Source organism: Shouchella patagoniensis (genome assembly GCF_002019705.1).
In the GTDB taxonomy this organism is placed as follows: Bacteria; Bacillota; Bacilli; order Bacillales; family Bacillaceae_D; genus Shouchella; species Shouchella patagoniensis.
This window is the reverse complement of sequence record NZ_KV917377.1, coordinates 1142839-1157148: the sequence shown is the minus strand read 5'-3', so window position 1 is coordinate 1157148 and position 14310 is coordinate 1142839. Positions and strand designations below refer to the sequence as shown.

11 protein-coding genes are annotated in these 14310 nt (G+C 37.5%); 10 read left to right on the top strand and 1 reads right to left on the bottom strand.

Annotated elements, in window-relative coordinates; translation table 11 throughout:
• Positions 1-2 precede the first annotated feature (2 nt).
• The 8 genes from pstB (BK584_RS06260) (at position 3) to BK584_RS06225 (ending at position 10595) form a co-directional block, all read left to right on the top strand.
• Entirely contained in the window at positions 3-809 is an 807-nt protein-coding gene (gene pstB / locus BK584_RS06260; RefSeq protein ID WP_078391800.1) for a phosphate ABC transporter ATP-binding protein PstB, read from the top strand.
• Positions 810-821: 12 nt separating this feature from the next.
• Positions 822-1598: a phosphate ABC transporter ATP-binding protein PstB gene (pstB, locus tag BK584_RS06255; RefSeq protein WP_078391799.1), complete on the top strand. Its 777-nt coding sequence runs from the start codon at positions 822-824 to the stop codon at positions 1596-1598.
• A gap of 21 nt (positions 1599-1619) precedes the next feature.
• Positions 1620-2270: a phosphate signaling complex protein PhoU gene (gene phoU, locus BK584_RS06250; RefSeq protein ID WP_078391798.1), complete on the top strand. Its 651-nt coding sequence runs from the start codon at positions 1620-1622 to the stop codon at positions 2268-2270.
• 253 nt (positions 2271-2523) lie between these two features.
• Positions 2524-2892: a hypothetical protein gene (locus BK584_RS06245; RefSeq protein WP_078391797.1), complete on the top strand. Its 369-nt coding sequence runs from the start codon at positions 2524-2526 to the stop codon at positions 2890-2892.
• Between the two features lie 11 nt (positions 2893-2903).
• Entirely contained in the window at positions 2904-5588 is a 2685-nt protein-coding gene (locus tag BK584_RS06240) for a PD-(D/E)XK nuclease family protein (protein WP_078391796.1), read from the top strand.
• Entirely contained in the window at positions 5572-8145 is a 2574-nt protein-coding gene (locus BK584_RS06235) for a UvrD-helicase domain-containing protein (protein ID WP_078391795.1), read from the top strand. Before BK584_RS06240 ends, BK584_RS06235 begins: the two co-directional genes overlap by 17 nt.
• A gap of 70 nt (positions 8146-8215) precedes the next feature.
• Positions 8216-10159, top strand: a complete 1944-nt coding sequence (locus tag BK584_RS06230) for a chemotaxis protein CheA (RefSeq protein ID WP_078391794.1) — start codon at positions 8216-8218, stop codon at positions 10157-10159.
• Positions 10152-10595 (top strand): chemotaxis protein CheW, encoded by a 444-nt coding sequence (locus tag BK584_RS06225; RefSeq protein ID WP_078391793.1) that lies wholly within the window; start codon positions 10152-10154, stop codon positions 10593-10595. The genes BK584_RS06230 and BK584_RS06225 overlap by 8 nt, the downstream gene beginning before the upstream one ends.
• A 44-nt stretch (positions 10596-10639) precedes the next feature.
• On the opposite strand, the gene asnB is transcribed toward BK584_RS06225, so the two are convergent.
• Positions 10640-12544, bottom strand: coding sequence for an asparagine synthase (glutamine-hydrolyzing) (asnB, locus tag BK584_RS06220; protein WP_078391792.1), 1905 nt, complete (start codon positions 12542-12544; stop codon positions 10640-10642).
• Positions 12545-12777: 233 nt separating this feature from the next.
• Here asnB and BK584_RS06215 point away from each other — a divergent pair, with 233 nt between their 5' ends.
• Together BK584_RS06215 and BK584_RS06205 are read left to right on the top strand one after the other, a co-directional pair.
• Positions 12778-13071, top strand: coding sequence for an IDEAL domain-containing protein (locus tag BK584_RS06215; RefSeq protein ID WP_078391791.1), 294 nt, complete (start codon positions 12778-12780; stop codon positions 13069-13071).
• A gap of 328 nt (positions 13072-13399) precedes the next feature.
• Positions 13400-14245, top strand: coding sequence for a dimethylarginine dimethylaminohydrolase family protein (locus tag BK584_RS06205; protein WP_078391789.1), 846 nt, complete (start codon positions 13400-13402; stop codon positions 14243-14245).
• Positions 14246-14310: the final 65 nt, after the last annotated feature.

Below are 14310 nucleotides of genomic sequence, written 5' to 3'. Positions count from 1 at the left end.
ATATGTCGACACTAACCGTTCAAAGAGAGACCGAACAACTAAAAAAGACACATAAGCCAAAAGGCATCCTTCAAGCTGAAGACATTAATATTTATTATGGAGATAATCATGCTGTGAAGAATTTATCACTTGATATTCATAAAAATGAGATATTAGCATTAATCGGTCCTTCTGGTTGTGGGAAGTCAACATTTCTGCGTAGTATAAATCGCATGAATGATTTAATTCCAAGTGCACGTGTAACAGGTGTATTTCAATACGAAGGCGTTAATCTTTTAAGTGATGAAATAAATGTAGTTGCACTTCGTAAAGAAATTGGAATGGTTTTTCAAAAAGCGAATCCATTTCCTAAGTCAATCTATGAAAATATAACCCATGGTTTGCGATTTCATGGAGTTCCGAAAAAAGAATGGGCAGAAGTAGTTGAACAATCGTTACAAAAAGCGGCTTTATGGGATGAAGTCAAAGATCGTTTACATGAGTCAGCTCTCGCATTATCAGGTGGTCAGCAGCAGCGACTATGTATTGCAAGGACTTTAGCTCTTAAACCAGAAATTATTCTGCTCGATGAACCTGCATCAGCACTTGACCCCATTGCAACTGCCAAGGTAGAAGAATTAATGGTTGAATTAAAACGAGACTATACTGTTGTTGTTGTAACTCATAACATGCAACAAGCGTCTAGAGTTTCTGATCAAACCGCATTTTTCTATAATGGCGAACTCATTGAACTGAACGCCACAGATAAGCTGTTTCGTAATCCTGATGATGAACAAACAGAAGCTTATATTTCAGGCCGTTTTGGTTAAGGGGGAAATAAAATGTTATCGACACTCGAAAAAACGCAGAATGTTTATGAGGTAAAGGATTTTAGTTTATGGTATGGTGCAAACCAAGCTTTAAAGAACATTACGCTTGAGTTAAAGGAAAAGCAAGTAACGGCCATTATTGGTCCATCAGGATGTGGAAAATCAACATTTATTAAAACGCTAAATCTTATGTCGAAGTTAAACCCAGACATTCGAATGGCGGGAGAGCTTAATTACAAAGGTGATAATTTACTTAACACATCTATGGACCTTGCCGATCTACGTAAAACAGTTGGTATGGTCTTTCAGAAACCAAACCCTTTTCCAAAATCAATTTATGAAAATGTTGCTTATGGTCCAAGGGTACATGGTACACGAGATAAAAAAGAGCTTGATGAAATTGTGGAGTCCAGTTTAAAAGGGGCTTTCTTATGGAATGAAGTGAAAGATCGTTTGAATAAAAGTGCAATGGGTCTGTCGGGCGGTCAACAACAACGTCTGTGTATTGCAAGAGCACTAGCGACAAAACCCGAAGTATTATTAATGGACGAACCTACGAGTGCGTTAGACCCATTATCTACAACAAAAGTAGAAGAGTTAATTACGTCTTTGCGTGAATCGTATACGATTGTCATTGTGACGCATAACATGCAACAAGCTGCGCGCATTTCGGATGAAACAGCGTTCTTTTATATGGGAGAGCTTGTTGAAATTGGTGCTACAAATCGGATTTTCTCTAAACCTGAACACCAGCGCACGGAAGATTATGTTTCTGGGCAATTTGGCTAATTCCACTACTGGAGGGTTAATATGTTAAGAAGTGTATTTCATCAGCAGCTAGAACAAGCTGCTGAGCATATTCAAGAACTTGGCAATAATACACTTATGCAGCTTGATAGAGCTATTGATGGCTTTGAACAAGGTGACGACAGTCAGATTGACGAAATTATAAAGAATGATGCTTCTATTAATAAAAATGAATTGGATTTAAATGAACGGGTATTTGATATTATCGCCAGGCAGCAACCAGTCGCTTCTGATTTGCGAATGGTAATTGTCGTAATGAAGATTGCCGGTGATCTCGAAAGAGTTGCTGATCTTGCCGTAGATATGGCAAAAGTATCAAGACGGTTAACTCATTATGAAACCGCTGGAGTTCGGGACGAACTAGTTCAACTTGCAAAGGATGCGCGACAAATGGTGGCACAGGCACTAGTTGCTTATCAAAATAAAGATGTGCTCGCTGCCCAACAATTGGCAAGACTAGATGATGAAATCGATGAACGATTTGGAAGGTTTATAAAAAAACTTTTTAGACAGGAAGTAAAGGAACAAGACGTCGAAATGATTACCCAGCTGGCCTTTATTGCTCGCTATGTAGAGCGAATAGCCGATTATGCAACCAATTTATCAGAATGGATTATTTATGAAGCGAATGGGCAGCATTTTGATTTAAATTAACAAAGAGTAAAAAGGATTTGTTTTCATACCTTAGTCTAGATACCTCAGAGATATAATCTCTGAGGTATTTATCAGTTAATTACGGACTGTAAGAAGGCCAAAAAGGACCTTCTTTTTTTATGAACGAATGCTCTATGCTATAATGGCGATAGTTTTTTAGTAGAATGAAAGATTTTTAGTTGATACTGAATAAAGCAATGAAAACAGTTTATACATGAGTTAATTACTTATCAAAGTAAAGGAAGTCGTTTAAATGATATCTGCCCAAACGTTTCGAGTGATTGCTTCTTTTCATGGTGCTGTCTGGGTCTTGTTTTTTATAGGGGCCGCGGTTTGGTTGATTTATAGTTGGAGGGGGCTAAGTACGGGAAGGCTGTTAATTGCTGCTTTTGTCCGTTTGTCACAAGTAATTTTAGTAATGACAGGAATAATTGTTCTTTACGCGTATCAATTTATGGCTTATTACACGATTAAAGGAATTATTGCCTTGTTGATGTTTTTTTTCTATGAACGAGTTCGGGTTGCGTTAAAAAGAAGACAGCATTATTTGCTTTTCCCTTATGGTACGTTGTTACTGTTTACGGCAGTTGTTGTTTGGTTAATGGGAATAAATGGACGATAGGAGGCTTTCGTATGAATATGGCACAGGTAAATCTAGTTCCATCAAGTGATTTGCTTGAGGCGAATCGCTTAAATCAGTTGTCTGTTGAACAAAATGAGCGGAATTTATATTATATTACTCCGACAACCTATTGGGTAAAACAGGCATCTGCTATAGCACCGGGGCTTGCTGTTACGACATTTGATGGTTTTATTCGTTCCTATATTAAAAAATCCTTTTGTGGGGTAAAAGAATGGCAAACAAAACAGTGGAAACTCTTCATGGTAGGAGAACTAAGTGGCACGTATCGATCAAAGCAGAAAACGCTTGATACGTATATACAGCTGAAACGATTTGGACAAATGGATCCCCCAGAAAGCTTGGCTTTTCTTAAGGAAGATTTTAAAAAAATAAGAAAGGCAGAACAAACGCAACAAAATGGAACGATAGATGATTTGTACTGGTATGCTACACAAATTAAACCGCCGATGCCAATTGATGAAGTGATTTTTGAGGGATTTGTCGATTTTACGGTGCCACAGTATGAGTTTATTACTTATTTAAAAGCTCAAGGAATTCAGTGTACGATTTATTTGGATGCACATATGTCTTCTACTATTGATGAATTAATTGAACTCGGGTTTATGGTAAATGGAACAAAAGAAGAGCGAGAAAATATGGCTCATTATACACTTTCTACGGCGAGTACAAAAGAAGAAGAACTGTTAGGAATAATTGAGCATATGCTTAAGCAAAAACAGGAGCCTTCAGACGTTGCTGTTTTGTTGTCTAGTGCTGAGGAACGATTTGACTTTAAGGAAAAAGCAAATAAAGCAGGGTTGCCAATTGCAGGTGAAAGAAAAATTCTGTTAAAAGATACCTTGTTGTATAAGTGGATAAATGAAGGATTGTTTGCAACTTCGCTCTCCAGAGAATCACTAGCAGCAGATGCTGATTTATTGTTCCCGTTACTTGGTTTAACTGGAAGAGTGTACCTCCGGGCTAAACAAAGTCTTATGCGTACTGGAAAAACAGGAATGGTATTAGTCGATGAGTTGCTTGCTGAATCTACTTCATTTCGACTGCAAACAAAAGGATCTTTCTCTGACCAGGTGGAACAACTGCTTTATGCACTTAAATTGGTAGATAAGATAGTGCCGATATCTTATTTTGAACAAATACAGATGTGTTTAAAAGAGGAATTTGGGCAATCAGATGCATTAAAGGCGATGGAAAAAGATGCCTTTTATGATTGGTTTGAAACGGTGGCTGAAACGATTGTAGTAGAGCTAGAAGAAGAAAATACTGGCATATCGCTCCTTTCATGGTCAGATATTGGAGCGTTTAATGGATCGACTATTTATATTGGTGGTATGGATGCAGGCTCATTTCCTACCCCTTATCATTATTTAGGGTTTGTAGTGGAAGAAGACTTGATGGAAATAAAAAAACGGGGATTGCCGCTCAAAGAAAAAAGGCGGGCAGCGCAACTTGCGTTATTTGACCGAGTATTGAAGCGTCATCAGACAGTTTTAACAAGCTATGTAATTGGAGTGAATTCTGATGATCCAGCTAGTCCGTCTCCATTTGTTAGGTCATTTACTCTAGGTGAACATTGGAGCTTTTATACACGCTTAAAAACAGGACAAAGCTGCTTTGCACTTAATGATGCTAAGGCTATGAATGCAGAAGATCGAGTTATTGCTGAACGGTTAAGTCGACTTGAATCTGGTAAAGAACCATTGACGAAATCTCAATCACTTACAATGAAAAATAGAGGAATAATTAATGTAACAGAGCTGGAGGCATACGCTCAATGTCCATTTCGATATGGAATTGAACGGTTATTAAATGTAAAAAAACCGTTGGAATTTGATGAAGTTTTTCCGTTTCATTTAATCGGAAGCGCGATTCATTTAATTATAGAGAAGCTTTACAAAAACTACTTGGATGTGATTGGTAAACCTTTTGGGAGTTTGTCTAATAGAGTAAAAGAGAGTGTGCCTTCTTGGTTAACGAATGAATGGTTTAAAGCCTTTAATGAAGAAATTAAACCATCCGCCCCGTATATGAATGAACTTGAACTTCAGCTTGAATACGAACGTTGGGACAAACAATTGCAGAACTGGTGGAAAGCTGAACGATCAACTTTTTGGGACCGTGACGAGCTGAATGAGGCGCATATTGAGTCACTTGAAGTGCCAGTAAAGCTAGAAGGATATCAATTAGGAAATAGTCGGGTGACCATTGTAGGGAAAATAGACCGAGTTGATTCTGTAGATGGGGAACGTGTTTTATATGATTATAAGACAGGGAAAGCAAGTTTAAAGATGATGGAAATTCAAGCCGGTTTAAAACTACAACTTCCTTTATATGCGTATATGTTAGGTAAAGAAACACCAATAGCTGGGGCAAGCTATATCTCTTTTAAAGAACCAAAAAAAAGATCAAGTAACGGTTTATGGGCGAAACAACATGTTGGTAAAGGTTCTATTTTCGCCGTGAGTTCACAATGTCGTAATACAGATGATACAGTTGGTGATGAACAATTTATGGAGCGTTGGGGACTGCATAAGAGAATTCAATCTATATGGGACGGAATGACAACCGATGCTTCTGTTGCTCCTCTTAATTGTCCGCAAACATGCCCACATAAAGCGACTTGCCGTGTGACTGAGGCGATGAAAAAGGAGATTAACAATGCTGTTCAACAGTGAACAAGAAAGAGCAATCTACTCAAGACAGCCGTTTATTGTTGTGGCGGCAGGCGCTGGATCTGGAAAAACAAGAGTTTTAACAGAGCGTATGGTCACAATCATTGAAGAAACGTTTCATAACCCCCATTCTGCATACGGTGCATCTGTAAATGAAATAGCTGCAATTACGTTTACAGAAAAGGCTGCAAATGAAATGAGGGAAAGACTTTCAGCAAGAATGGAGGAAAAAGCAGATCTAGCAAAAACGAGTAGGGAAAAGTCTTTTTGGTTTATGCAAATAGAACAAGTAGAGTCCGCAATGATTGCCACCTTTCATCGTTTTTCCTTGCAGCTGCTTAAACGGTATTCTCGATATATCGAGGAAAAATCTGCTCGTTCTCGCGTGCTGGATGAAACCGAGTCTGCTCTTTTAAAGTCAAGCGTCTTAGATTCGATCGTAAAAGACCATCAATATAAAGAGCATTTACGTTTATTGCTTAATGTTATGTCAAAGCAAACATTGATAAGATCTGTGGAACAGATCCACAGCTCGATGCTCGAACAGCTTCCAATGGAAGAAGCGTTATCGTTGTTAAATGCAAAAGAGACGTGGGAGCATCAGAAGAAATTATTTGAAGAAGAAGCAAATCGAAGCATTAATCAGCTTTATCATGCTGTAATGGATGCTGCTAAAGACCTTCCTGACAAAAATGAACTCACAAAAGCGATGGAAAAACATGCCCAAAACTTGTATAGACTGGCGAATGAGATTCAAGAGATGGCGTTAGGACCAGAGCTAATTGATAAGATTGCCTCTTTTATGCCAAGTCGGGTTTCGAAAGCCTGGGAAGAAAAGTTACCGTCATTATTTCATCTGTATGAAAGTTACTGGAAACCATTTAAAAAAGAGACATGGCCGAAATTATCTATAAACTGGGAAGATAGCTTTCCGTTTCTTGAAGCCTTTTGTATCTTAATTAAGGCATTTGAACAACAGTATGATAGGAAGAAGCAAAATCTAAATGCATGGGATTTTGGTGATCTTCAACAAAAAGCTCTTGCCCTTTTAAAACAGCAGTCTATTCAATTGGGCTTTAGGCATATCCTTGTCGATGAATTTCAAGATACAAACCAATTACAATTAAATCTTATTGAACACATTCAACCTCATTATGTTTTTTATGTCGGGGATGAAAAGCAATCGATTTACCGTTTTAGAGGATCCGATGTAACAATTATGAACAATCTAGCAGAAAAGGCCGCATTGCAAGGTGAGGAAGCTTTTATTGAGCTTAGTGAGAATTACCGAACAGCTCCTCAACTTGTTTCATTTGTTAATAGTTTATTTACAGTTGCCATGGAGACGCAAGAAAATGGACCTGCATATGCAACCAGCTATTCTAATTTATCTGCTGGGCGTCCTTCATTTAGCGATTCAGAAGCGTTAGCGTCGATCCATTTGCTTAATGAAGAAAAACCGATGCAAACATTTGCAAACTTGCTTAAAGATAAGCTTGACGCGGGTACAATAAGTGTAGAAGATCGTTCTACTGTCCGTTCTGCAAAATGGAGTGATGTATGTGTGCTTTTGCCGTCTCGTACGATATTACCTGACTTAGAGGAAGCTTTTCTTAACTTGAAAATTCCATATCGTGTTAACGGGGGAGTGGGTTTTTTCGATAAACAAGAAGTAATTGATTTTTTAGCGTTACTTAATTGGCTCCGCCGCCCATATGAAGATGCCTATGTTATTGCGTTGCTCCGATCACCATTATTTGGCTTGACTTTTAGTGATTTACTAGAAATAAATAATGAAAAGAGTGAGGATCAATCAATAGCAAGTTTTTTAGCACATGAAGGAATTTATCAATCGTTTAAATCAAACGATCGTATTTATGAAGGGTTGCACAAATATGATAAATGGTTAAATGATTACTTACCGTTTGTCCCGTCTGGATCCGTAACGAACTCATTACTAATGTTATTTGAAGAAACAGGACTTCGTTATGTGGTGTTGAGTCAACAAAATGGCCTTCAAAAGGTAAAAAATATTGAGAAATTAATTTATATGTTTGCACAAATGCATGTAAGTTCCCTAGAAGCAATGTGCGCGCAAATCAACTTGTATATTGAAGCGAGTATGTATACAGCAGAGGCAGAATCAGAACGTAGTATAGACGAAGCTGTGACCATTATGACTGTTCATGCTTCGAAAGGACTAGAGTTCCCAGTTGTTTGTCTTCCGCAAATGGACCGTAAAAGACGCCCGGATACAGATGTGTTCCGGTTTCATTCTCAAATGGGTATTGTTTTTCAGTTGAAAGGGGATGAACAAACATATGAATCCCCACTGTTTATGCAGATAAAAAAAGAAATGGACGAGCGGGGAGAAGAAGAAGCGAAACGTTTATTGTATGTTGCTTTAACAAGGGCTAAAGATTATTGTTTTTTAGCAGCAGCTGATCTGGATCGCTCTCATTCTTGGATGGAATTAATTGTAGAAGCAAGAAAAAAGAATGCTAGGTTACCGATTGAATGGCCAGAAATCGTTTTAGATGATGGAACGGTATCAACATAATAAGAAAAAGTGCCGATAAAGAATACGAGGGATCTCCTCGTATTCTTTTTTGACCTGAGGTGGCTGGAAAGTGAATCACTATGATTATTTAGAGATGTTTCTGGAAGAGAGCAATGATCATCTAAAAACGATGAATGAACAGCTTTTTTTGTTGGAACAGGCACCAGAAGATAAACAAATATTGGCAGAAATTTTTCGATCAGCTCATACATTAAAAGGCATGTCTGCATCTATGGGGTTTGAAGAAATGGCAAGTCTTACTCATTCTCTAGAAAATGTGTTAGATCAAATGAGAGAAGAAGTAATTGAAGCGGACGAACAATGGATTGATTTATTTCTTAAAGCGGTAGATAGTTTAGAGCAGTCTCTAAACGAGATTCGTAATACGGGGAAAGAAATAGATGATTTAAACGAAATAATGGGCGATATAAAACAAATGGCAAATCAAGGTGATACGATTAAAAGTGATGTTTCTTCAAACGATTACGATGAGCATACAAAAGCAATTATTGAACAAGCAATCGATCAAGGAATATCGATTTACCTCGTCCGCGTTGTATTAGATGAGAGTACAGTGTTAAAAGGGGTACGAGCTTTTATGGCGGTTGCAGAGGTAGAACAGCTGGGTGAACTGTTGCACACATCCCCTGTAATGCCCGAGTTAGAAGAAGGCCTTTTTGAACAACATTTTAGTCTGACAGTTGCAACGGGTGTAGACGCTGAGGATGTAAAAGCTAGAATTGAAACGATTTCTGAAGTAGCGGAAGCAGTTGTAAAACCATATGATCATAAGAAAAAGATTTCGAAAGAAACCAACAAAAAAGACGTGAAGTCAGACGAAGGCGGACAACAAAAAACGATACGTGTTCATGTAGATAAACTAGATGAATTAATGTATTTATTTGAGGAACTTGTTATCGAACGGGGAAGGTTAGATCAATTAGCAAAGGAGTTACAGCAAAACGATCTGACGGATACCGCCGAAAAAATGAGTCGTACAATTGGCTATTTACAAGATGTGATGCTCTCTGTGCGGATGATGCCATTAGAAACAATTTTTTCTCGTTACCCACGCATGGTTAGGCAGGTTTCAAAAGAAATAGGGAAACAAATCCAATTTGATATTAATGGGGCACAAACAGAGATTGACCGGGCAATTATTGATGAACTTGGTGATCCTTTGTTACACTTACTTCGTAATTCAATGGATCATGGTATTGAATTGCCTGATATCCGTATAAAAGCTGGAAAGTCGGCTACTGGAAGTATTTCCTTAAATGCTTTTTACAGTGGCGATCGGGTAATGATTGAAATTAAAGACGACGGAAATGGAATCCAGAGAGAGAAAGTGCTAGATAAGGCGATAAGTAAGCAGTTAATCAATAAAGAACAGGCTGAACAAATGATAGATGAAGAGGTATATCAACTATTGTTTGAACCAGGATTTAGTACAGCAAGTGAAGTAACAGACTTATCAGGCAGAGGAGTTGGGCTTGATGTCGTTAAAACGAGTTTAGCTTCTTTAGGTGGACAAATTGCTGTATCTTCAGCAGAAGGAGAAGGGTCGACTTTTTCCATATCAATGCCATTAACGGTATCAATCATGGAAGTAATGTTAGTAAAACTTGACGAAGAAACGTATGCTATTCCTGCTTCTTCAATTGTGGAAACGATGCTACTTCCGAAAAACGAAATTCATAATGTGGATGGGAAAGAGCTCATTGATGTTCGTGGTCATCTTGTTCCTCTTTACTCGTTAAAGAATCAGTTTGGTTTAATAGAGAAGGACAGTGAAGAGGTACCAGTTGTTGTTCTTTATCAAAACAACCGTGTCGCAGCTATAAAAGTGGATTCCTTTATTGATCACCAGGAAATTGTCCTAAAACCATTAGGGGAGTTATTACAAGGAGTAGAGGGAATATCTGGAGCAACGATACTCGGAGATGGGACAATTTCTATGATTATTGATCCTTCGATATTCTTTATGCACAAACGAGGTGTTGTATATGAATGATCAAAGTAGTATAAAGGCGATCGTCTTTTCAGCTGGAGGTGATCAATATGGAATAAAGTTATTGGAGCTTATTTCCATAGAAAAAGCGGAAGGAATCACGAGGGTGCCAAATGCTTCTGAAATGATTTTAGGTATTGTTTCAATTAGAGGACAGTTATTACCTGTTATCGATACTGGGAAGTTCTTGAAAGGAAAGCCTTGTGCTATGACAGATCAAACTCGGTTGCTTGTTTGTCGACAAGAGCATGGGAATATGGCACTTGCAGTTGAACAAGCCTCTGATTTAATTGAGGTCGAGGAAAGAAACATAGACAGAGCTATTTCAAGTGCAACAAACAGTTATCAAGATGGCGTGATCTCTTTAGCAAGTGGATTAATGACCCTTGTTAAAGCTAAATCTATTGCTGATGAAATTAAGATAGTTAATAAACAATAAAACACGCCAAGATATGGTTATCTTGGCGTGCAGTCTTTTTTGCACTAAATACTAACAAGTTTCTTTATACGTTCTTTATTTATAAGTTGATGTTCACTGACAATGTTGCCTGTAACGTGAATTTCATGCCACATCATATAGCATAATACGGTCCATAGTTTTCGGCTATAATCTCCAGTTCCTTTTCTATGTTCATCAAGCATATCGAGAATAAATGGTATATTAAAGACATCCTCTGTTTCGCTTGTTTGAATAAGGTTTTTAGCCCAATGATATAGTTCATTCTTAAGCCAAACTCGAATTGGAACAGGAAACCCTAATTTTTTACGAGGAACGATGTTTTTAGGGATTAAATCTTTCATCGCTTCCCGTAGAACGTATTTTGTTGTTTTATTTGTTAGTTTCATTTCGGTAGGCAACGTGCGAGCTAATGCAAATACATCTTTGTCCAAAAAGGGCACACGCAATTCCAATGAGTGGGCCATGGTCATTCTGTCTGCTTTTACCAGTATGTCACTTGATAACCAAGTGTGCATATCGATGTATTGCATTTTTGTTGAATCATCATAAGCTTGTACTTGTTTATAGAGTGGTTCTGTAACATTTGTATAAGGAAAAGCAGGGTTATAGGTGCTAAGTAATTTTGATTTTTCGTTTTCAGGAAAGATAAAGGCGTTCCCAACATAGCGTTTCTCGATTGGGGTTGTGCCACGAATGATATAATTTTTCCCTTTGATAGAGGTCGGCAATTTTGAAGCAGCGCGATTGAGGGATGACTGCATGTTTTTAGGGATTTTTTTGAACCAATCTAAATCAAGAGGCTCTCTATATATGTTATAACCACCAAATAACTCGTCTGCCCCTTCCCCTGAAAGAACAACCTTTACATGTTTGCTTGCTTCTTTTGCAACGAAATACAACGGGACAGCTGCAGGGTCAGCAACGGGTTCATCCATGTGCCACATAATATTAGGAAGTTCAGCAATAAATTCTTCAGCTGTAATGAACTTAGCAATGTTTTTAACGCCTAAGTTTTTCGCTGTTTCTTTAGCGATGCCGACCTCACTGTATCCATTCGTTTCGAAACCGACTGTAAAAGTTAATAAGTTAGGATGGTGTTCTTTAGCAAGAGCAACAATAGCTGTAGAGTCGATCCCACTTGAGAGAAATGCACCTACAGGTACATCGGAGCGCATGTGTTTTTCAACAGAGTCGCGCATACATGCAACTGTTTTTTCGGCCAACTCCGATAACGAACCATTGTTTCGTGTATCAAATGAACGATCACTATACGCTTCAATAGAGATGGTGAACTCAGATTGTATGGTTAGTGTATGCCCTGGTAAAAGCTTCTGTAATCCGTTTGTTAAAGTACCTGGTTCAGGTACATATTGAAAAGTTGTATAATGTTGTAAGGACTCTTGATTTACAGCGACTTTATTCATTAAGGGCATAATTGATTTTTGTTCTGAAGCAAAGTAAAATCTCTCGTCATTTTTTAAATAATAAAATGGTTTGATGCCAAACCTGTCACGCGCACAAAAAAGTTCCTTTGCTTCTGTATCCCAGATTGCAAAGGCGAACATCCCACGAAGTTTCTTCACTGCTTCTTTTCCTTCTGCTACATATAAAGCGAGCAATACCTCAGTGTCAGAATCAGTTTGAAAAGTATATCCTCTTTTAATTAAATCAGCTCGTAATTCTACATAATTATAAATTTCACCATTAAAGATAATTTGATAACGCTCTTGCTCATAGGCAAGGGGTTGATGTCCATTTTCTAAATCGATAATGCTCAAACGCTTAAATCCAAGTCTTATTTGACTATCTTTATATTCACCAGTACTGTCTGGACCGCGATGATGAATTGCTTCAAGCGATTGTTGCCATATTTTTTCAGGCATATGAGGATTGTCATTCCTAATCATTTCTCCGACAAAGCCACACATGGAATTACCTCCATTGGTTTCTAAACGTTTATTTTTCCTTACAGGTATACCCAAAAATAAATAAATGAATACTTGTTCAAAGCACAGTCAACCCATAGTACACTACGGAGTGAAAAAGGTCAATATTACCAATCTTTTCAACTATTAATATAGCAATTGTTGAGAAGGTTTACCATCAAAAAAAGGCGGGTATAATCTCACAAACAACAAATTCGGAATATGGAGGGAGAACAATGAAAGAACCTTTTGCGATCGACAAAGATGTTCTAAGACAGTTGCATGTGATTAATAGTTTGGAAATCCGTACCGATTTAACTGTTCAGTCTCTCTATGCAAAAGCTGTTTTAACGTATTCTTCATACTACTTCAGGAAACGATATTTGGAAGAGAGAATTAATGAAGCGTTAGACAATCGGGATAAAGAGTTATTTAAAACACTAGCAACAGAGCTCAAAGCTCATTTAGACCGTTATAAAAATGGTCGTACTCTTTATGAAAATGGATACAACCTTTATTTAACGTTTTAAGGTTAAAGGCAGATCCACTCTGGATCTGCCTTTAATCTATTCTCTGACTTCGCTTAAATACGCGTTGTATAATATAGGAGTAGGTTCGATAAAAATAGTATAGAGCAATTTCAATGATTTTTGATAGGTGCATTTGCCTCGTATAGAATCAAGGGCGTATTGCAAGTACATGTCTTTTTTAATCAGTGCTTCTATCGCTTGAGCAGAATAACACACGAGGGAGCCTCCTTAAATAAATAATAGCATTGTGTTGCTTTCTTTAGCAGCATATGTAAATCTAAATAGGAATGTTCAGGTAATTACTATACGAATAAAGGGGGCGGTACAAATGAATAGAAAAGCAGATGTGTACTGTCAAACAGAATTTGGTGTTCTTAAGGAAGTAATTGTATGCAAGCCGCAATTTATGGAGATTAAGGAACCAATTAATCAAATACAACAGTCGTACTTAAAAGAGAATATTAATAAGGATTTAGCGTGTAAACAACATAAACTACTTATTGAAGCAATGGAGCAACAAGGTGTCGATGTATTTCATGTAGACGCCAATAAACAATTTCCAGAACAAGTGTTTATGAGAGATAGTGGTTTTACAATCGGTCATACATTGTATATTGCCAGACTGGAAAGTGAAATTCGTCAAGGCGAAGAAGAAGCACTTACTAATTATCTTACTTCGATAAATAAGTCATATCACTCTTTAAAAAAAGGAACAATAGAGGGTGGGGATATCATCTTATCAGGTACCACGGTATACATTGGTGCCAGTGGACGTACTTCTTACGATAGCATTGATGAATTACAACTAAATCATCCCGATCTTGATTTCCAATGGATTGAATTTAACCATGCTTATTTACATTTGGACTGTGTGTTTCAACCAGTATCGGATGATCTCGCTCTTATTTATCGAAAAGCAATCAAACCAGAATCAATAAAAAAATTAGAAAAACGTTTCTCACTAATTGATGTACCAGAAGAAGAGCAATTCCATCTTGGTGTCAATATTTTGTCAATTGGTAATGGTAAAATTATCGCTCTACCTATGAATAAGCAAACAAATAAATCGTTAGAGGAAAAAGGGTTTGTTATAATTGAAGTTGAATTCTCAGAAATTATAAAATCTGGTGGATCGTTTCGTTGTGTTACATTGCCGGTTTTAAGGGAAGAGTAAACGAATGTTTTGTTTTTTTTTGGTTATATTACAAGAACCGATTCAAACCTGTACAGGAGGGCTCT